At 68.9% G+C, this 17,045-nt stretch carries 19 protein-coding genes; 11 read left to right on the top strand and 8 right to left on the bottom strand.

The features are described 5' to 3' along the window. Positions 1 to 84 precede the first annotated feature (84 nt). The 4 genes from A9310_RS16325 to A9310_RS16310 all read left to right on the top strand — a co-directional run bounded on the left by A9310_RS16325 (position 85) and on the right by A9310_RS16310 (position 3,470). Positions 85 to 597, top strand: coding sequence for a DUF2505 domain-containing protein (locus A9310_RS16325; RefSeq protein ID WP_058251265.1), 513 nt, complete (start codon positions 85 to 87; stop codon positions 595 to 597). A 110-nt stretch (positions 598 to 707) separates the two neighbouring features. After that, positions 708 to 1,406, top strand: a complete 699-nt coding sequence (locus A9310_RS16320; protein ID WP_065631532.1) for a methylase — start codon at positions 708 to 710, stop codon at positions 1,404 to 1,406. Positions 1,407 to 1,416: 10 nt separating this feature from the next. Next, the gene (locus tag A9310_RS16315) at positions 1,417 to 2,292 is read left to right on the top strand and encodes a carbon-nitrogen hydrolase family protein (protein WP_065631531.1); all 876 of its coding nucleotides are present in this window, start codon (positions 1,417 to 1,419) and stop codon (positions 2,290 to 2,292) included. Next, positions 2,289 to 3,470, top strand: a complete 1,182-nt coding sequence (locus A9310_RS16310; RefSeq protein ID WP_065631526.1) for a hypothetical protein — start codon at positions 2,289 to 2,291, stop codon at positions 3,468 to 3,470. The genes A9310_RS16315 and A9310_RS16310 overlap by 4 nt, the downstream gene beginning before the upstream one ends. Before the next feature lie 7 nt (positions 3,471 to 3,477). Here A9310_RS16310 and A9310_RS16305 read toward each other — a convergent pair whose 3' ends face one another. Continuing rightward, entirely contained in the window at positions 3,478 to 4,101 is a 624-nt protein-coding gene (locus A9310_RS16305; RefSeq protein ID WP_065631525.1) for a hypothetical protein, read from the bottom strand. A gap of 231 nt (positions 4,102 to 4,332) precedes the next feature. On the opposite strand from A9310_RS16305, the gene A9310_RS26490 reads away from it, so the two are divergent. Further along, a complete protein-coding gene (locus A9310_RS26490) occupies positions 4,333 to 4,461 on the top strand; it encodes a hypothetical protein (RefSeq protein WP_259935821.1) in 129 nt (42 codons plus the stop codon). Between the two features lie 522 nt (positions 4,462 to 4,983). On the opposite strand, the gene purU is transcribed toward A9310_RS26490, so the two are convergent. Continuing rightward, positions 4,984 to 5,880 (bottom strand): formyltetrahydrofolate deformylase, encoded by an 897-nt coding sequence (gene purU, locus A9310_RS16300; protein WP_065631524.1) that lies wholly within the window; start codon positions 5,878 to 5,880, stop codon positions 4,984 to 4,986. Positions 5,881 to 5,907: 27 nt separating this feature from the next. On the opposite strand from purU, the gene deoC reads away from it, so the two are divergent. Then, the gene (deoC, locus tag A9310_RS16295) at positions 5,908 to 6,585 is read left to right on the top strand and encodes a deoxyribose-phosphate aldolase (protein ID WP_175401153.1); all 678 of its coding nucleotides are present in this window, start codon (positions 5,908 to 5,910) and stop codon (positions 6,583 to 6,585) included. Between the two features lie 33 nt (positions 6,586 to 6,618). Here deoC and A9310_RS16290 read toward each other — a convergent pair whose 3' ends face one another. Together A9310_RS16290 and A9310_RS16285 are read right to left on the bottom strand one after the other, a co-directional pair. After that, a complete protein-coding gene (locus tag A9310_RS16290) occupies positions 6,619 to 7,596 on the bottom strand; it encodes an NAD(P)/FAD-dependent oxidoreductase (RefSeq protein ID WP_065631523.1) in 978 nt (325 codons plus the stop codon). Next, a complete protein-coding gene (locus A9310_RS16285) occupies positions 7,593 to 8,486 on the bottom strand; it encodes a trans-aconitate 2-methyltransferase (protein WP_065631522.1) in 894 nt (297 codons plus the stop codon). The genes A9310_RS16290 and A9310_RS16285 overlap by 4 nt, the downstream gene beginning before the upstream one ends. A gap of 47 nt (positions 8,487 to 8,533) precedes the next feature. On the opposite strand from A9310_RS16285, the gene A9310_RS16280 reads away from it, so the two are divergent. Both A9310_RS16280 and A9310_RS16275 read left to right on the top strand, forming a co-directional pair. Next, positions 8,534 to 9,136 carry a helix-turn-helix domain-containing protein gene (locus A9310_RS16280; RefSeq protein WP_065631521.1) on the top strand — a complete coding sequence of 201 codons (603 nt, stop codon included), beginning with the start codon at positions 8,534 to 8,536 and terminating at the stop codon, positions 9,134 to 9,136. A 63-nt stretch (positions 9,137 to 9,199) separates the two neighbouring features. Then, positions 9,200 to 10,456, top strand: coding sequence for an Ig-like domain-containing protein (locus A9310_RS16275; RefSeq protein WP_065631520.1), 1,257 nt, complete (start codon positions 9,200 to 9,202; stop codon positions 10,454 to 10,456). A gap of 3 nt (positions 10,457 to 10,459) precedes the next feature. Here A9310_RS16275 and A9310_RS16270 read toward each other — a convergent pair whose 3' ends face one another. After that, positions 10,460 to 11,224, bottom strand: coding sequence for an SDR family NAD(P)-dependent oxidoreductase (locus A9310_RS16270; RefSeq protein ID WP_065631519.1), 765 nt, complete (start codon positions 11,222 to 11,224; stop codon positions 10,460 to 10,462). A 38-nt stretch (positions 11,225 to 11,262) separates the two neighbouring features. Here A9310_RS16270 and A9310_RS16265 point away from each other — a divergent pair, with 38 nt between their 5' ends. Genes A9310_RS16265 through A9310_RS16255 form a run of 3 tightly spaced genes read left to right on the top strand, consistent with a single transcriptional unit; the run spans position 11,263 to position 14,414 of the window. Then, the gene (locus tag A9310_RS16265) at positions 11,263 to 12,390 is read left to right on the top strand and encodes an ROK family transcriptional regulator (RefSeq protein WP_065631518.1); all 1,128 of its coding nucleotides are present in this window, start codon (positions 11,263 to 11,265) and stop codon (positions 12,388 to 12,390) included. Between the two features lie 58 nt (positions 12,391 to 12,448). Beyond that, positions 12,449 to 13,258 (top strand): transglutaminase family protein, encoded by an 810-nt coding sequence (locus A9310_RS16260; RefSeq protein WP_065631517.1) that lies wholly within the window; start codon positions 12,449 to 12,451, stop codon positions 13,256 to 13,258. A gap of 4 nt (positions 13,259 to 13,262) precedes the next feature. Next, positions 13,263 to 14,414, top strand: a complete 1,152-nt coding sequence (locus A9310_RS16255; RefSeq protein ID WP_065631516.1) for a putative zinc-binding metallopeptidase — start codon at positions 13,263 to 13,265, stop codon at positions 14,412 to 14,414. On the opposite strand, the gene otsB is transcribed toward A9310_RS16255, so the two are convergent. Genes otsB through A9310_RS25950 form a run of 3 tightly spaced genes read right to left on the bottom strand, consistent with a single transcriptional unit; the run spans position 14,411 to position 16,900 of the window. Continuing rightward, positions 14,411 to 15,199, bottom strand: a complete 789-nt coding sequence (gene otsB / locus A9310_RS16250; protein ID WP_058251253.1) for a trehalose-phosphatase — start codon at positions 15,197 to 15,199, stop codon at positions 14,411 to 14,413. The two genes, A9310_RS16255 and otsB, sit on opposite strands and share 4 nt — an antisense overlap. Beyond that, positions 15,196 to 16,683, bottom strand: coding sequence for a trehalose-6-phosphate synthase (locus tag A9310_RS16245; protein ID WP_058251252.1), 1,488 nt, complete (start codon positions 16,681 to 16,683; stop codon positions 15,196 to 15,198). The genes otsB and A9310_RS16245 overlap by 4 nt, the downstream gene beginning before the upstream one ends. Positions 16,684 to 16,729: 46 nt before the next feature. After that, positions 16,730 to 16,900 (bottom strand): hypothetical protein, encoded by a 171-nt coding sequence (locus A9310_RS25950; RefSeq protein ID WP_165630609.1) that lies wholly within the window; start codon positions 16,898 to 16,900, stop codon positions 16,730 to 16,732. Between the last annotated feature and the right edge of the window lie 145 nt (positions 16,901 to 17,045).

Below are 17,045 nucleotides of genomic sequence, written 5' to 3'. Positions count from 1 at the left end.
GCGAGCTGTCGGCGCTGCTCGACGCCGAGCGCGGACACACCGTCGAGTGGGAGACCGAGAATCCGCTGACGTAGCCTGGTCTGCATGGCACGACGGCTCAGCTACTCCGCTCGGTACACGCAGTCCGCGGAGAAGCTCTACCAGGCCCAGAGCATCAAGCAGTACTGGGACGACATGATGGCGGGCTTCCAGATGATCTCCCCGCACTGCGAGGTCGATTCCTTCGTCTCCGACGAGACGGGTATCCGGGTGGTCCTCAAGCAGACGATCGGGCGCGACCAGCTGCCCGCGCTCGCGCAGACGGTGATGAAGAAGGACATGGTCATCACCCGCGAGGAGACCCTGGGTCCGTTCGACCCGGACAACACCAAGGGCACCTACAACGCCTCGATCCCGGCGGGTCCGGGCAGCCTCAACGGCTGGCAGGAACTCTTCCCCACCGAGAACGGTGGCTGCACGATCCGCCGGACCAGTGAGGCGAAGGTCTTCGTCCCGTTCGTCAACGGCAAGCTCGAGCAGATGATCCTGATCAACCTCGTCGACCTGTTCCGCGCCGAGGCCGAGTACGCCAAGGACTGGGTCGACAAGAACTTGTGATCCGAGCCGGCCGCCCGTCCGTCAGGTCCGAGCGCATCGAGCACAGACCGCAGGGCCGGGTCACCCGGGGCACGACGAACATCAACCGGCTCCGGCGCGTGGACCGGTGGATGGTCCACTCCCCGCGGGTGCGTGCCGCCCTGGACGTGCCCCGGCCGCTCGTCGTCGACCTCGGCTACGGTGCGCGTCCGGACACGACCGTCGAGATGGCCGAACGGCTCCGCGCGGTCGCCCCGGATCTGGAGATGGTCGGTCTCGAGATCGACCCCGCCCGCGTGGTCGAGCCCCGTGCCGGCGTGCGGTTCGGTCTCGGCGGCTTCGAGCTGGGCGGCCTGCGACCCCGGGTGGTGCGCGCGTTCAACGTGCTGCGCCAGTATGACGAGAACGAGGTCGACGACGCGTGGGCCCGGATCCGCGGTGCACTCTCGCCGGGCGGAGTGATCGTCGAGGGGACGTGCGACGAGATCGGCCGACGGTGCAGCTGGGTGCTGCTCGACGCCGACGGGCCGGTGAGCCTGACCCTCAGCTGGGCGCCGGAGCACTCGGGCCGTCCGTCGGAACTGGCCGAGCGACTGCCCAAGGCGCTGATCCATCGCAACGTGCCGGGCGAGCGGATCCACACGCTGCTGGCCCTGGCCGATCAGTGCTGGGACATCGCCGCGCCGCTGGCGCCGTACGGCCCGCGCGCCCGGTGGGTGCATGCACTGGGTCTGCTGCGCGACCGTGGGGTCGACTGCGAGGTGCCGCGGCGCCGCCTGTCCGACAACGTGCTCACGGTTCCCTGGGAGACGGTCGCACCGGCTGGATAGTGTGGCCGTCATGCGTGTCGCGATGGCCCAGATCAGTTCGACCGACGACCCCACCGCCAATCTCGAGACGGTGCGTGCGGCCACCGCGGACGCGGCGTCGCGCGGTGCCGAGCTCGTCGTCTTCCCGGAGGCCACGATGTGCCGGTTCGGGGTGCCGCTGAAGCCGGTCGCCGAGGATCTCGACGGTCCGTGGGCGCGCGGCGTGTCCGAGGTCGCCGCGGCGTCGGAAGTCACGGTGGTGGCCGGTATGTTCACGCCCGCCGGCGACGGCCGGGTCCGCAACACAGTCGTCGTCGCACACCCGGACGGGACACGCCGCGGGTACCACAAGATCCATCTCTACGACGCCTTCGGATTCACCGAGTCGAAGAACGTGGCCGCCGGAGCGGAGCCGCTGACCTTCGCGGTCGGCGACGTCACCGTCGGCGTGGCCACCTGCTACGACATCCGATTCCCCGCATTGTTCACCCACCTCGCACGGAAGGGCGCCCAGGTGATCGTGGTACCCACGTCGTGGGGTTCCGGACCGGGCAAACTGCGTCAGTGGGAGGTGCTCGCCTCGGCCCGGGCGCTGGACTCGACGACCTTCGTCGTGGCCGTCGACCAGGCGTTTCCCACCGACGACGCGGCCGCGTCGTCGAGCGCGCCGACCGGAATCGGACACAGCCAAATCACAGACCCATTCGGTACGTTGGTCGCCGCGTATCCGGATAGCATCCGGGTGGACGTGCACGACCTCGACCTAGCACTGGTCGAGAAGGCCCGTACGCAACTGGCAGTCCTCGCCAACGAGCGACGTCTGCCGGCCAGCGGCGAGACGGACAACGACGTGACGCCGGCCCACACGCGGCTCCGCGAGTCAGACGACCCAGGACGGAACCCATGAGCGACAGCAACACGCCCCGCCCCGATTCCTCATCCGGGGACAACGCCGACGCAACCGGCAAGCACGATCCGAACACGAACAACCCCGGCGATCCCGATCCCGCGACCGGTGAGCCGACCTCGACGGGCCAGGGCGGTGAATGGCGTTCGGTGTCCGGCGCCGAACAGGGCGATCCGCCCGCGACCGAGCAGTTCGCGACCGAACCGATCGTCCCGGGAGCGCAGGCCTACTCCGCCATCCCCCCGTCCGACGCGGACACGGCCGACATCGGCGGAACCAAGCCCCCCACGTCGCAGTTCCCGCCCGGCGAAGATCCCTACGGGCCCGGCACCGCGTCGGGACCGATCGCGCCGGAAACCGGCGGCCCGACCGGCGGTGGTCCGGTCATGACGTCGCCGCGCAAGAAGCGCAGCACGGGAAAGATCGTGGCCTTCAGCCTCGTCGGTGTGCTGCTCCTCGTGGTCATCGGCGCGGTCGGCAGTGAACTGTACCTGCGCAACAAGGTCACCAACTGTCTCGAAGAATCCTTCGGTGGGCTCACCGGCGTGCCGACCGAGGTCTCCCTGAGTCGCAAACCGATCATCTTGCAGGGCAGTGGCGACATCCCCTTCGTGCAGGTCGACACCGACGACAGTGCAGGCGGCGTCCGCCTGCACATGCGCGCCGACGGTATCTCGGGCACCGAGAACTCCACCGACATCAAGAGCCTCAACGGGACGGGCTTCATCCCCTACGAGCGGATCGTCGAACTGAGCAAGGAGCAGGCGACCGGTGGCGGTCAGGGCACCGGAACCGGGGCGGGCGGCGTCGGTGCGGTCGAGCAGATCACCGGCAACGCTGCCGACGGCACCTTCGAGGTGCAGGCAGCCTTCCCCGTCATGGTTTTCCAGGTGCCGGTCTCGGCGACGATCAAACCTGTGCTGACCGACGGTCGAGTCGACTTCGAGGTCGTGAAGGCCAGCGCCCTGGTCTTCGGTATCCCGCCGGACTTCGCCCAGCAGATCGTCGACCAGGTCACCACGTCGTCGCTCGGCCCGTTCTTCGATGAGGTGCAGGTCGACTCGCTCGAGGTGACCGACAGCGGGCTCGAGTTCGCCATCAGCGGCTCGGACGTGCAGCTGACCAGCGAGATGACCGGCACGTCGTCGCAGAGCCAGTCGGGCGGTTGCTCGGTCTGACCGGGACTCAGACCGACACCGGCGGGTCGACGGTCAGGAACCAGACCGTCGGTCCGTCGGTCAGCGTGAACTCTCCGTAGACCCGGCCGCCCCACTTCCGTGCGTACACGTCGACCATGTGGGCGTCGGCCGTGCTGGCGGTGACCGGCGACCCCGCGCCGAGGGCCTCCTGCAGGACGGGTTCGAGCATCGCCGCGAGAGTGCCGTTCCTTCGATGGGCCGGGTGGACGAGCGCGAACACGATGCTGTGCGCGGAATCGATCGAGAGCCCACGCGATTTCTCCTGGAGTTCGCGGAATCGTGGGATCAGACCATCCAGGGCGGTCACGAAATGGCGTGTACGGGTCGCGAGTTCGTCGTCGACCGGTTGGGTCCGATGATCGGGGCCCGCCGCCGCGATCAGTCCGGTCAATTCCCCGGTGGTGGCGAACAGGCCGCGCAGGCCCGGTAGGAGATCGGTGAAGAGGACGTCGCCATACCACCGGAACACTTCGGGCGGGGAGTTCTCGCCCAGGAGCCATCGATAGACCGGGACCTCCTGCATTCCCGCCGCGAGAAGGTCGAGTGCGAGCGGGCGGTCGGCGGCCGTCAACGACCGTGATCGAGTCCCGGTCGCGTGAATGCTGACCATTGTTCCATGCCACCATGAAATCCCCGCGAATGTTTCCGGTCGGGTGAATTCCGCGGTCGATGGCACGAGATTCATGTGTTGTTTAGAACGGCATTTGAGAATCCAAACCAAGAATTATTCATATCGCAGGACTATTCCGTGATCGGTCTGTAACGTCGCCCCCGAGTCGTGTGACCAGGTGAGACGCGCGACCGACACTCAGGCATCTCACCATCATCAGAGGAGACGGATATGGCAGGCATAGTCGAGGGCGGTCTCGCGGGTGCGATCGGAGGCGCGGTCGAGGCGATCATCGGCGGGCTCGGTGACGCGGGTTCGCTCGGCGGCGGTTCGCTCGGCGGCAGCGATTCGGAGACCTGAATTGACCCGACTCACCACCGGTTCAGCAGTTGATGGCCCCGACGGCATCAACTGCTGAACTGTTTCTGGGCCGAGTCAGTATTTGACGCAGGCGTCCGGACGTTGCATTTTCGATGCATTACACGGGTGTTCACATTCGATTTCCGATGATTTCAATTCGGGCAACGTTGCGCTTTCCGCTGGGAAAACGCTGTTTCGTGGGTCCGATTGTTGCGAGAGTCGAACGCAGGTTTCTCCGATAGGGGAGACATTCCCGAAATGAATATGTAACGTCGGCGACGAGCCGACGCACGGGTGAGAGCGGACGGTGATCGACGAACAATCTCGCCAATGACGAAGGAGTAGAGCATGTCAGACGCAATCGAAGCCGGCATCTCGGAAGCCATCACGGAGATCATCGGCAACCTGGCCACCGGTTCGCTCGGCGGCGACGACGGCGGAACCGTCGAGTAGTCGCCTACGACATAGACTTCACACCGCCCCGCGACGCCACGTCGCGGGGCGGTGTGCTGTGTGGGGACCTCAGGTGAAGACGACGGTCTTGCGCCCGTGGACCAGTACCCGGTCCTCGAGATGCCAGCGCAGGCCTCGGCTGAGCACCAGCGTCTCGATGTCGCGACCCTGGCGGACCATGTCGGCGACCGAGTCGCTGTGGTCCACGCGGACCACGTCTTGTTCGATGATGGGTCCGGCGTCCAGGTCGGCGGTGACGTAGTGGCAGGTGGCTCCGATCAGCTTGACCCCGCGCGCGAAGGCCTGGTGGTAGGGCCGCGCACCAACGAAGCTGGGCAGGAAGCTGTGGTGGATGTTGATGGCCCGCCCGGCCCACGCATCGCACAGCTGAGGCGGCAGGATCTGCATGAAGCGCGCGAGCACCACGGCGTCGGGGTCATAACCCTCGACGATCCGCCCCAGCTCGCCGAAGGCCTCGGCCTTGCGCTCGCTCGCGAACGGCACATGGTGGAACGGGATGCCGAACCGAGTGGCCAGGTCTTCCAGTTCGCGGTGGTTGCCGACGACCGCCCGGATGGCCGCCGGCAGTTCTCCACGATGTGCACGTCCGAGCAGGTCGATGAGACAGTGGGTCTCCTTGCTCACCAGGAGGACCACGGACTTCGTCTCCCGCGAATCGGTGAGGCGCCAATCCGTTTCGGGTCCGAGTTCGGCGGCCACCTCCGATGCGAAGCGCACGCGAAGTTCGTCCGCGGTCGACGACACCGAATCCGCGCGGATGGCCTGGCGGGTGAAGAACCACCCGGTCTCCTCGTCGGAGTGATAGGCCGCCTCGGTGATCCAGCCCCCGACATCGGTGAGGAAGGTCGAGATCCGCGCCACGATGCCGGTGCGGTCGGGGCAGCCGAGCGTCAGCACGTAGCGGCGCTCGGTCTGGTCTGTCGGGATCGTCTGTGCGGGGGCCACGACAGTCAGTGTGCCAAGCTCGTCGGTGTGACGAACAAGGACCTGCGACGCCGCGACGTCGCCGCCATCATCGACCACACCTTGCTCAAACCCGAGGCGACCCGGGCCGACGCGGAGGCCACGGTCGCCGAGGCCGCACGACTCGGGGTGCTCGCCGTCTGCCTCTCGCCGTCGATGTTGCCGATCGACACCGGGGAACTGCGGACCTGTGTCGTGGCCGGGTTCCCGTCAGGGAAACATCACTCGCTGGTCAAGGCGGCCGAGGCGCGTCTGGCCGTCGACTCCGGGGCCGACGAGATCGACATGGTGATCGATGTGGGTGCGGCCGTCGACGGCCGGTTCGACGAGGTGTTCGCCGACGTCCTGACCGTCCGGGAGGCCGTCGGCGACGACACCCTCCTGAAGGTGATCATCGAATCGGCCGCGCTGTTGCAGTTCGCCGGGCCTGACACCGTCACCGAGGTGTGCCGCCGCGCCGAGCGGGCCGGTGCGTCGATGGTGAAGACGTCGACCGGGTTCCATCCGGCGGGCGGCGCGAGCGTCGAGGCGGTGCGACTGATGCGCGCCGCGGTGAGCGACCGGGTGGGAGTCAAGGCGAGCGGTGGCATTCGGACCGCCGAGGCGGCCGCTGAGCTCATCGCCGGGGGGGCGACCCGGCTCGGGCTGTCCGCGTCGGCCGCCGTGCTCGACGGATTCCCCGAGTAGGCGGCCGGCCGCGGATCTGCGGACCGGCATCGGTCACGCCAGGGCGGAGACCTTGGCGTCGAGGTCGGCCATGACCAGGCTGGCGTTGACCGCGGCACCGGCGGACACGCCCTCGCCCATGGCGACGGTCACCATCGCATGCACGGTGGTGGTGTTGCCCACTGCCCACACGCCCGGCAACGCGGTCTCGCCCATCGGGCCGGTCCCGACCAACCCGCCCATCGGGCCGTCGTCGAGGGTGCCGCCGAGTCGCTCGTAGAGGTCGCCGCGGACGATGAATCGCGGCGAGACGACCACCGCGTCGGCCTCGACCACGGTGCCGTCGGTCAGGAGCACGCCGTCGAGGTGGGCAGAACCGTTCTCCGCGCGCGTCCGGACGCGCTCGACGCGGGCGTCGACGATGTCGATGCCGACCGCGGCGAAGTGCGACCGGTCGTCGTCCGACAGGGCGTCGGGATCGTGCGCGACCACGGTCACCCGGTCGCTGAGCTGGCGGAACATCAGTGCCTGATGCGCCGACATCGGGCTCGTCGCGATCTGCACGATGCGTGTTCCGCGGACCTCGTAGCCGTGGCAGTACGGGCAGTGCAGCACATCGTGTCCCCACAACTCCGCGACGCCGGGGAGGTCGGGGAGTTCGTCGACCAGGCCGGTCGCCAGGATGAGGCGACGGGCCGCGACGACCTCGCCGGAGGACAGCCGCAGGGTGAAGTCGTCGACGGTGCCGGCCGCGTCGACGACTGTGCCGGAACGGATCTCGGCGCCGTATCCCGTCGCCTCCGCCCGGCCGCGGGCGAGTAGCTCCAGGGGTGCGATCCCGTCCTGCCCCAGCACATTGTGGGCGCCGGCCGCCGGTGCGTTGCGCGGTTGCCCCGCGTCGATGACCACGACCTTGCGCAGTGATCGCGCGAGGACGGTCGCGGCGCTGAGTCCGGCAGCTCCGCCGCCGACGATGGCCACGTCGTATTCGGTTGTGAGGGAGTCTTTCTGGGCGGATGAGGAGTTGGTCATCGTTGCTCGCTCTCGGGGGTGGGAATGGGGGAGGTGCGCGGCCGGGCGATCCAGAGGAGTCGTCCGGCGGCGAGGGTCAGGTCATCGAGACGATTCCGCGCGTCTGCCTCGGTCAAGTCGTCGAGCAGGGCGAGGTCGGCGGGATCGAGGGTGTCGGCCAAGCGATGCCGGAACTGGGCGAACCAGTGCCGGGCGTACCGCGCGACCGACTGGCTCGGGTCGCTGCGCCGGACGTGGACGGTCTCCGCGCGGAGTACCTCGTAGTCGACGTCGTGAAACGCGTCGGTCCAGTCCACGAGCGCCTCCCACCCGGCCCCGGCGGCCGCGGTCTGACAGCGGTCCTGCAGCCCGAGCAGTTCGGCGTCCTCGTGAGCAGGGACGAAACGCGGGACGCCCGCCATCTCGGTGATCACGACGATGCCGTCCGGTCCGAGCGAGGTGGCGGCCTCCCGCAACAGGCGCTGCGGATCGGCGACGTGATGCAGCGACATCGCCGCCCACACGACGTCGGGCGTTCCGAGCGGCGGCAGTCCGTCGTCGAGATCGGCGACGACGGCGGTCACCCGATCGTCGAAACCGCCCTCCCGTGCGCGTCGTTCGACGAGCGCGACCATGTCTGACGACCCGTCGACCGCCAGGATCGAGGCCTGTGGGAAGCGGCGGGCGAGCGCCTCGGTGCCGGTGCCGGTCCCCGCCCCGAGATCGGCGATGCGCGCGGGTACGCGCCCCAGGGTCTCCTCGACGAGACGGGAGGCGTCCTCGAGGTAGTCGGCCATGAGCTCGGCGTCGAGGTCGAGGACCGCGGCGAGCCGGGCGTGGTTGTGGTGGTCGGTGTGGTTCGCGTGCTCGTGATGTCCGCCGGTCGGATGGGGATGGTGCGTGCTGGTCATGACCTCACGGTAGCGCCGCCATGCCTGGATGGCATAGCATCTTGCCAATGACGCAAGAACTCGACGCGGTGGTCCGCCAGCGCATCCGCGGCCTCCGCATCGCCAGGGGCTGGACGCTCGACGCGCTCGCCGCCCGGTGCTATCTGTCGCCGTCCACACTGAGTCGGATCGAGACCGGGCATCGGCGGGTGGCGCTCGACCAGCTCGTGCCGATCGCCCGCGCGCTGGGCACGACCCTGGATCAGCTGGTCGAACCGGCGGACGACACCGATGTCGTGATCCGGCCCCAGCCGCACGAGGTGGAGGGCATGACGATGTGGCTGCTCTCGCGGGAGAATGCCCCACAGGGTGTCACCGTGGCGAAGATGCGGTTCGACCGCGAGCAACCCGTCGGTGACCTGCGCGTCCATCCGGGCTACGAATGGTTCACGGTGCTGTCGGGAACCGTGAGGCTGTGGCTGGGCGACCGCACGATCCTCGTGCCCGAGGGTGACGCCGCGGAATTCTCGACGATGATCCCGCACGCCATCTGCGCGTATCAGGGCCCGGCGGAGGTGCTGTCGATGATGGACCACGCCGGCGAGCGCGCGCACCTGCCGTCCGTGCGAACCGGACCCGCGGCGCGCGACGACGACGCCCCGGACGTCTGACCACCTGCCCCGCGGCCGCACACCACCGATGCGCGGCGGCGCATCGGTACTGTTGTTGCGGTGATGACTCCCCAGACCTCGGTGAACCGACGCTCCGTGCTCGCCGCGGCCGGGGTCGGAGCGCTCGGGGTCGCGGTGGCGGCCTGCTCCGGCTCCGGCCTCGGCCCCGGAGACGACACACCGGCCGACCCGCCGGTCACCCTGACCTTCACCCCGGCCCTCGATGCCGAGCCGGCCACCCCGACCGCCGAGTTCTCGGTCAAGGCGACCGACGGTTCCCTCAACCCCGACGTGAAGCTGACCAACCCGCGCGGCGTCGTGGTGAAGGGTCAGTTGTCAGAGGACCGCACGACCTACACGATCAGCGAGCCCCTCGGTTACGGCACCGAATACACCTGGAGCGGAACGGCGGTGGGTCTCGATCGCAAGGTCGTGCCGGTCGCCGGGACGTTCACCACGCTGCAGCCGTCGAGTCAGGTGAACGTCGTCGTCAACATCGGCGACGGTCAGGAGGTCGGCATAGCGGCGCCGATCATTCTGAAGTTCAACGGGACGGTCGAGGACAAGGAGGCCGTGGAGCGGGCGCTGACCGTCACCACCACACCACCCACCGAGGGGTCGTGGGCGTGGCTCGGCGAGGACAACGGCTCCCGCGTGCACTGGCGCCCCCGCGAGTACTACGCACCCGGCACGAAGGTCAGCATGACAGCCAAGCTGTACGGCCTCGACCACGGCGGCGGCGCGTACGGCGCGGCCGACGTGACCAGCGACTTCGCCATCGGGCGGGCCCAGGTGGTGAAGGCCGAGGAGTCCTCGCACCGGATCGTGGTGCTCCGCGACGGTGTCGAACTCATGGCGCTGCCGTGCAGCTACGGCGGCGGCGACCTCGACCGGAACGTCACGCGCTCGGGCATCCACGTGGTCACCGAGAAGTACGAAGAGTTCTTCATGAGCAACCCGGCCGCGGGTTACTTCAACATCCGGGAACGCTGGGCCGTGCGGATCTCCAACAACGGCGAGTTCATCCACGCGAACCCGGCGACCGTGAACGTGCAGGGATCGGCAAACGTCACCAACGGATGCATCAACCTGTCGGAGGCCGACGCCGAACGCTACTTCCGGGTCGCGGTCTACGGCGACCCGGTGGAGGTGACCGGGACGCGGATCGCGTTGTCGGAGGCCGACGGCGACATCTACGACTGGATCTACGACTGGGAGACCTGGCAGGGCATGTCGGCCATCAAAGGCGAGGTCCGCGAGACCTCGGTCCCGGCCACGCCCAGCGGGGCGCCCACCTCGAACGCCCCGGCCCCGCGCTAGCCGCTAGCCGGTCTTGATGTTCCGCCGGGCCGAGGCCTGATCGCGCGGCTTGAGGATGATCTGGTCCAGGTTCACGTGCGGCGGCCGGGACGCGACGAACCCGATGACCTCGGCCACGTCCTCGGCGACGAGCGGGGTCAGGCCCTCATAGACCTTGTCGGCGCGTTCCTGGTCGCCCTCGAAGCGGACGAGGGAGAAGTCGGTCTCGACCATGCCCGGCGCGATCTCGGTGAGCCGGACCGGCTTCCCGAGGAGTTCATAGCGCAGGGTCCGGTGGGTGACACCCTGCGCGTGCTTCGCCGAGGTGTACCCGGCGCCGTTGTCGTAGGCCTCGAACGCCGCGATCGAGGTGACGGAGACGATCAGGCCGTCACCCGACGCGATGAGCGCGGGAAGCAACGCCTTGGTGACCCGCAGGCTCCCCAGCACGTTGGTCTCCCACATCCAGCGCCAGTCGTCGAGGTCGGCGGTTGACACCGGGTCGAGACCCTTGGCGCCACCGGCGTTGTTCACCAGCACGTGCACCGTGTCGAGGCCGTCGACGAAGGCGGCCACGGACTGCTCGTCGGTGACGTCGAGTTGCCTTCCGGTGCCGCCGATCTCGTCGGCCAGTGCGGTCACCCGATCGATCCGGCGCGCCCCCAGCACCACGTGGAAGCCCTGCGAGGCGAGCTGACGCGCGGTGGCCGCGCCGATCCCCGAACTGGCGCCGGTGACCACGGCGATCGGTCGGTTGTCCGTCGACTGGGAGGCGGTGTCGGTGCTCATGGGCTCAACCTTACGGACCGCGCTGCTACATTCGTCGCATGAGTGGGGGAGTGATCCCGGCGGCGCTGCAACTGACCTCCACCCCGGCGGCGGCGGTACTGCATGCGATCCGGGTCGGCGGACCGGTGACGCGGGATCAGCTCGCCGCGACGACGGGTCTGTCGCCGGCCACCATCAACCGTCAGGTGCACGCGCTGGCCGCTCACGGTCTGGTCGTCGAACGCCCCGATCTCGCCGGGCCGAAAGCGATTGGCCGGCCCAAGAATCCGCTGACCATCGACCGCGACTCGCTGTGCGTCGCGGGTATGCACATCGGCGCCCGCCGGACCGTGCTCGTCATCGCCGACCTCGGCGGCCGCACACTGCACAGTCACGCCGTGCTGACGCCGACCGGCGATCAGGAGGACGCGCTCGCGCACCTCAGCGGACTGCTCGCCGAACTCGCCGCCCGGTTCAGCGGGCGGCGGGTGCTGTGGGGAGGTGTCGCGGTCGGTGGCGCGGTCGATGCCGAGACCGGGGTGGTGAACCACCGGGTCCTGGGCTGGCATCAACTCGCCGTGGGCGCAACACTTGCCGGGAGCCTCGACACGCCGGTGTCGGTCTGTGAGCACGTCGAGGCGATGGCGGCCGCCGAGTTGCTCCTGTCGCATCCGCGCGACGACGGGGGTTCCGGGCTGTTCTTCTACGCCCGCGAAACGGCCGGGATGGCAATGACTCTCGACGGCCGCGTGCACGTACCGGAGCGTGGCGCGGGCACCATCGCGCATCTGCCGGTCACGGCTCCGGTGCTCGCCCCCGGGCTCACCCGGGTCCGGTTGCAGAACGTCATCGGCAACGACGCCGCGGAGGTCGCGGCGCGTCGGCTGAGGATCAGCCCCACGGCCGCTCGGATCGCCGACGAGCGGGCCCGGGTGCTGGGAGAGTCGGTCGCGCTCATCCGGGATGTGATCAACCCCGATGCCATCGTCGTGGCCGGCGACGCGTTCGCCGCACACCCGCACGGGCTCGCGCCGGTGCAGGCGGCCTTCGACGAGGCGACCACGCTGACCTGGCCGCTGGAGATCGCGCCGTCGAGATTCGGTGTGCGCGTGCAGGAGAGCGCGGCGGTCGTGGTGGCGCTCAGCGTCATCTACGCGGATCCGATCGCGGCGATGGCGACGCTGTAGACAGGCCGTCGGCCCGCCTGCCTCTGCCGTCGTCGCACGCATCCCCTACGGTGTGTCCATGACGCTGCCCCGCGATGTATCCGCACGGCTCGAGGTGCGGGTCGACGACCCCACCGAACTGGAGATGCAGATCACCGTAGCCCGACTGCCCGGCCTCCAGTTGGAAGAAGAACTCGAGGTCGAATTCGACGGACAGTCGGTGACGCCCGAGGAGATCATCGGGCCGCACGGTTCCCGGATCCATCGGCTGCAGCTCGAGCGGGGTCTGCTGACCATCGACTACCGGGCGTCGGTCCTCACGCCCGCCGATCCGCTGCCCGTCGACATCACCGACCGCTCGACGTACCTGCGGCCCAGCAGATATGCCGAGTGCGACAAGTTCTTCGGCTTCGCCGCGGGTCAGTTCGACGCATCGCTGCCCGACGGGGAGATCCTGAACCAGGTCGCCGCATACGTCTCGGACCGCCTCAGCTACATCCCCGGGACTTCCGACCCCATCGACGGCGCCGCCGACACCCTGCTCGCCGGTGCCGGGGTCTGCCGCGACTACGCGCATCTCGTCGTCGCGCTGCTGCGGGCCCTGAACATCCCGGCCCGCCTCGTCGCGGTGTACGCCCCAGGGTGTTCGCCGATGGATTTCCACGCCGTCGCCGAGGCGATCGTCGACGGTGAGTGGGTGGTGGTCGACGCGACCGGGCTCGCCCCACGTCAGAGCCTCGTGCGGATCTCGACCGGCCGCGATGCCGCCGACACCGCGTTCCTCGACAACCATCGCGGGTCGATCAACCTCAACTCCTACGAGGTGACGGCGACGGTGCGCGGCGAGCTTCCGATCGACGACGGGAATGCGCGCGTCCGGATAGGGTGAGCGCGTGCATGCGCTCACCTGTCCGGTCTGCAATGCGTTGTCGGGCTTCGATCGTCAGACCTGCCCGAACTGTGCGACGACCATGGGCGTGCACCTGCCGTCGCGGTCGCTGTACGCGGTCGGGCCGGAGGGTGTCGAGATCGACGCCGGCGCCGGGAGCGGAGCGAGCGGGCCGAGTGAGAAGCGCCTGTGGGTGTGGTGTGCGAATCGTGACCGGACGCAATGCAACTGGTTGACGCTCGCCGAGGTCACCGAGGGCAGCATCGGCCTGCGGGGTCGGTGTTTCCCCGAGTCGCTGATCCGGCGTCAGCCCGACGCCGAGGACACCATCGCGCTCGAGAAGCTCGCGCCGGCCTCGTTCGATCTGCGGCTGCTGGTGTACCAACTCGTCGATCTGGGTCTGCCGGTGGAGCCGTTCTGGCGCATCGAGGGCGGCTTGGCCTTCGACCTGTTGTCGAGTCAGACCCTCGGCCGGCCGGTGATGATCGGGCACGCGGGCGGGGTGGTGACCATCGACCTCGCCGAGACCCAGGACGCCTATCGGGAGCGCCTCCGGGTCGACCTCGGCGAGCAGTACCGCACCATGCTCGGTCACTTCCGCCACGAGACCGGGCACTACTACGAACACGTCCTCGTCGAGACCGGCCCGGGCGCGGAACGCTACCTCGACCGGTGTCGGGACCTGTTCGGCGACGAACGCGCGAGCTACGCCGACGCGATCAACCGCCACTATCGGTTCGGGGCACCGGAGAACTGGCGCGAGTCGTACATCTCCGAGTACGCCACGATGCATCCGTGGGAGGACTTCGCGGAGTGCTTCGCGCACTACCTCCACATCACCGGGACCATCGACACCGCCCGGGAATCCGGGCTGAATCTCGACGCGCAGCAGGTCCGGTTCACCATGGACCGTGACATCGTGCCGCTCCGGTCGTACGCCGACGAGCCGATCGAACGGCTGCTGTACGACTGGAAGTGGTTGTCGCTCATGCTGAACCGGGTGAACGTGGCCATGGGACGCCGCCCGCTCTATCCGTTCACCATCCCCGAACCCGTCGTGCGCAAACTCGGCTTCGTGCACGAGGTGATTCGGGAGAGCGCCCGGCGGGCGGTGACGACGGACCCGCTCGTCGCGGCCCCGGCGCAGCCGGCCTAACCGGCCGAGGCCGTCCGCGCCCGCTGCTCGGCCACGAACGCGAGAACCGTTGCCACATCGTCGGTGTCGGCGATGCGATAGTCGGCGGCGGTGTCACCTTCGCCGACCTTGATGCCGATGTCACCGGTCTGGGGACGCAGGTGCGCGAAGGCCTTCTCGTCGGTCACGTCGTCGCCGAGATAGATGACCGCGTCGGCGCCGACGGCCGCGCGCAAGGTGTCGAGGGCGTGGCCCTTGCTGGTCTCGATCACCGCGAGTTCGAGGACGGCCTTGCCCTCGGTGGTGTGCACCCCCGGCCAGGAGGCCGGACCGGTGCGGGCGCGATCGAGCGCGGCGACGGCGTCGGACGCCGACGCGTTGCGCACGTGCAACACCGTGCTCGCCGGTTTGACCTCGACGGTGCTGCCCGGGAATTCCGCGGCGATGGCGCGCAACTCGTCGATCAGGCGGGTCAACAGCGCGCGCGCTTCGTCGGTGACCTCGACCGCGAACCCGGACTCGAACTCACTGCCGTGACTACCTACCAGCACGACTGGGGCGGTGAGGCCGGACAGTTCCGCGAGCACGGCCCGTTCGCGGCCGGACACCACGGCGACGACGGTGTCGGGAAGTGCCGCGGCGGCGACGAGCGCGTCGATCGACGCGGGTTCGGGGACGGCGTCCTCGGGACGCGCGACGATCGGCGAGACACATCCGTCGTAATCGCTGGCCACGAGCAGCACCCCTACGCCGGCGGCCCGGACCAGCGCGTCGGTGAGTTCGGCGGGAATCCCGGTGTGGTTCACTCGGGCTCGTCCACCAGATGAACACCCCGGTTGGGCGACAGTTCGGTGTCGGAGTCGGCGCCGAGGGTGCCGAGGAAGCTTTCCGCCCACTTCGCGACGTCGTGGGCGAGGACCTGCCTGCGCAGCGCGCGCATGCGCCGCCTGCCCTCGTGTTCGCTCTGTTCGACCGCGGCCTCGATCGCGTCCTTGACGCCGTCGAGGTCGTACGGGTTGGCCTGGTACGCCGAGCGCAGTTCGGCTGCCGCGCCGGTGAACTCGCTGAGGACGAGTGCGCCGCCCAGGTCGCCCCGGCAGGCCACGTACTCCTTGGCGACGAGGTTCATGCCGTCGCGCAGGGGCGTGACCAGCATGACGTCGGCCGCGACGAAGAAGGCGACGAGTTCCTCACGCGGCACCGGTCGGTGCAGGTACTGCACCACCGGCTGGCCCACGGTCGCGTGGGTGCCGTTGATATTCCCGACGAGTTGCTCGATACCGGCGCGCATCTGCTTGTAGCTCTCGACGCGCTCGCGGCTCGGCGTCGCGAGTTGCAGCATCACCGTGTCGGCGGGATCGAGTCGCTTCTCGGCCAGCAACTCGGAGATGGCCTTGAGCCGGACGTCGATGCCCTTGGTGTAGTCGAGCCGGTCGACGCCGAGCATGATCGTCTTCGGATTGCCCAGCTCGCGGCGGATCTCGGCGGCGCGCTCCCGGATCTTGCGGGTCTTGGACAGTGCGTCGAGCTCCCCGGAGTCGATCGAGATGGGGAACGCGCCGACGCGCACGGTGCGGAATCCGACCTGCACCACGCCGAAGCGCGACCGCACCCCAACGGTGCCCTTGCTGGTGGCCTGCCCGGCGAGGCGTCGGGCGAGGAAGAGGAAGTTCTGTGCGCCACCCGGCAGGTGGAAGCCGATGAGATCGGCGCCGAGCAGGCCTTCGACGATCTCGGTCCGCCACGGCATCTGCATGAACAGCTCGACCGGCGGGAACGGGATGTGCAGGAAGAAGCCGATCTTGACGTCGGGCCGCAGCATGCGCAGCATCTTCGGCACCAGTTGGAGCTGGTAGTCCTGCACCCAGACGACGGCCCCCTCGCCCGCGGCTCGCGAGGCCGCCTCGGCGAAGCGCCGGTTCACCTCGACGTAGGTGTTCCACCATTCGCGGTGGTACTCGGGCTTGACGATGACGTCGTGGTAGAGCGGCCACAGGGTGGCGTTGGAGAAGCCCTCGTAGTATTCGGCGATCTCTTGCGCCGACAGCGGGACCGCGTGGATGTCGATGCCCTCGATGTCGGGGTTGTCATCGGAGTCGGGGATGCCCGACCAGCCGACCCAGGCCCCGGTGTTGGCGCGCAGGATCGGCTCGAGCGCGGTCACGAGTCCGCCGGGGCTCTGCTTCCAGTTGACGGTGCCGTCGGGAAGGACCTCTTTGTCGACGGGCAGGCGGTTCGCGACGACCACGAACTCGGCCCCGTCATGGGTGGACCGGTCGGTGCCGGTCACTCCGCCGGTGTCGGGGTTGGTTTCTCCTGCTCGCGGAGCCACCTGCTCAGGCGTTCTCGCCCGGCGCGATCCCCAGCATGGCGAACAGCATCCGGCACTCGTCGGCGTCGGTGGCGTACGCGGCGACGACTCGGCGCGCCGAGTTGGCGGTCTCGTCGGCCACCGGCTCCAGTTCGTCGTCGGTGATGTCGGTCGCGTCGGTGGTCTTCGCGGGCATGTGAGTCCCCTCGTTGTGCGGCATGGTGTGCGGTTCGGTGCGCGGTGACGAGGCGCAGCCGTGCGGTGTCTCGGTCCGTTGCTGACTGGAGCGGCCGTCCGATGACACGCCCGACTCCGCATTCTACCCGGACATCGGTGGTGCT

Source organism: Gordonia sp. UCD-TK1 (assembly GCF_001691435.1).
Classification (GTDB): domain Bacteria; phylum Actinomycetota; class Actinomycetes; order Mycobacteriales; family Mycobacteriaceae; genus Gordonia; species Gordonia hongkongensis.
Note: the sequence above shows the minus strand (reverse complement) of the source record. Positions and strands in the feature narration are given on the sequence as shown.

Bases quoted from the DNA above. Each gene is read 5' to 3' on its own strand.
- A9310_RS16325 (WP_058251265.1), top strand. From the start codon at position 85: ATGGCACGACGGCTCAGCTACTCCGCTCGGTACACGCAGTCCGCGGAG.
- A9310_RS16320 (WP_065631532.1), top strand. From the start codon at position 708: ATGGTCCACTCCCCGCGGGTGCGTGCCGCCCTGGACGTGCCCCGGCCG.
- A9310_RS16315 (WP_065631531.1), top strand. From the start codon at position 1,417: ATGCGTGTCGCGATGGCCCAGATCAGTTCGACCGACGACCCCACCGCC.
- A9310_RS16310 (WP_065631526.1), top strand. From the start codon at position 2,289: ATGAGCGACAGCAACACGCCCCGCCCCGATTCCTCATCCGGGGACAAC.
- A9310_RS16305 (WP_065631525.1), bottom strand. From the start codon at position 4,101: ATGGTCAGCATTCACGCGACCGGGACTCGATCACGGTCGTTGACGGCC.
- A9310_RS26490 (WP_259935821.1), top strand. From the start codon at position 4,333: ATGGCAGGCATAGTCGAGGGCGGTCTCGCGGGTGCGATCGGAGGCGCG.
- A9310_RS16290 (WP_065631523.1), bottom strand. From the start codon at position 7,596: ATGACCAACTCCTCATCCGCCCAGAAAGACTCCCTCACAACCGAATAC.
- A9310_RS16285 (WP_065631522.1), bottom strand. From the start codon at position 8,486: ATGACCAGCACGCACCATCCCCATCCGACCGGCGGACATCACGAGCAC.
- A9310_RS16280 (WP_065631521.1), top strand. From the start codon at position 8,534: ATGACGCAAGAACTCGACGCGGTGGTCCGCCAGCGCATCCGCGGCCTC.
- A9310_RS16275 (WP_065631520.1), top strand. From the start codon at position 9,200: ATGACTCCCCAGACCTCGGTGAACCGACGCTCCGTGCTCGCCGCGGCC.
- A9310_RS16270 (WP_065631519.1), bottom strand. From the start codon at position 11,224: ATGAGCACCGACACCGCCTCCCAGTCGACGGACAACCGACCGATCGCC.
- A9310_RS16265 (WP_065631518.1), top strand. From the start codon at position 11,263: ATGAGTGGGGGAGTGATCCCGGCGGCGCTGCAACTGACCTCCACCCCG.
- A9310_RS16260 (WP_065631517.1), top strand. From the start codon at position 12,449: ATGACGCTGCCCCGCGATGTATCCGCACGGCTCGAGGTGCGGGTCGAC.
- A9310_RS25950 (WP_165630609.1), bottom strand. From the start codon at position 16,900: ATGCCCGCGAAGACCACCGACGCGACCGACATCACCGACGACGAACTG.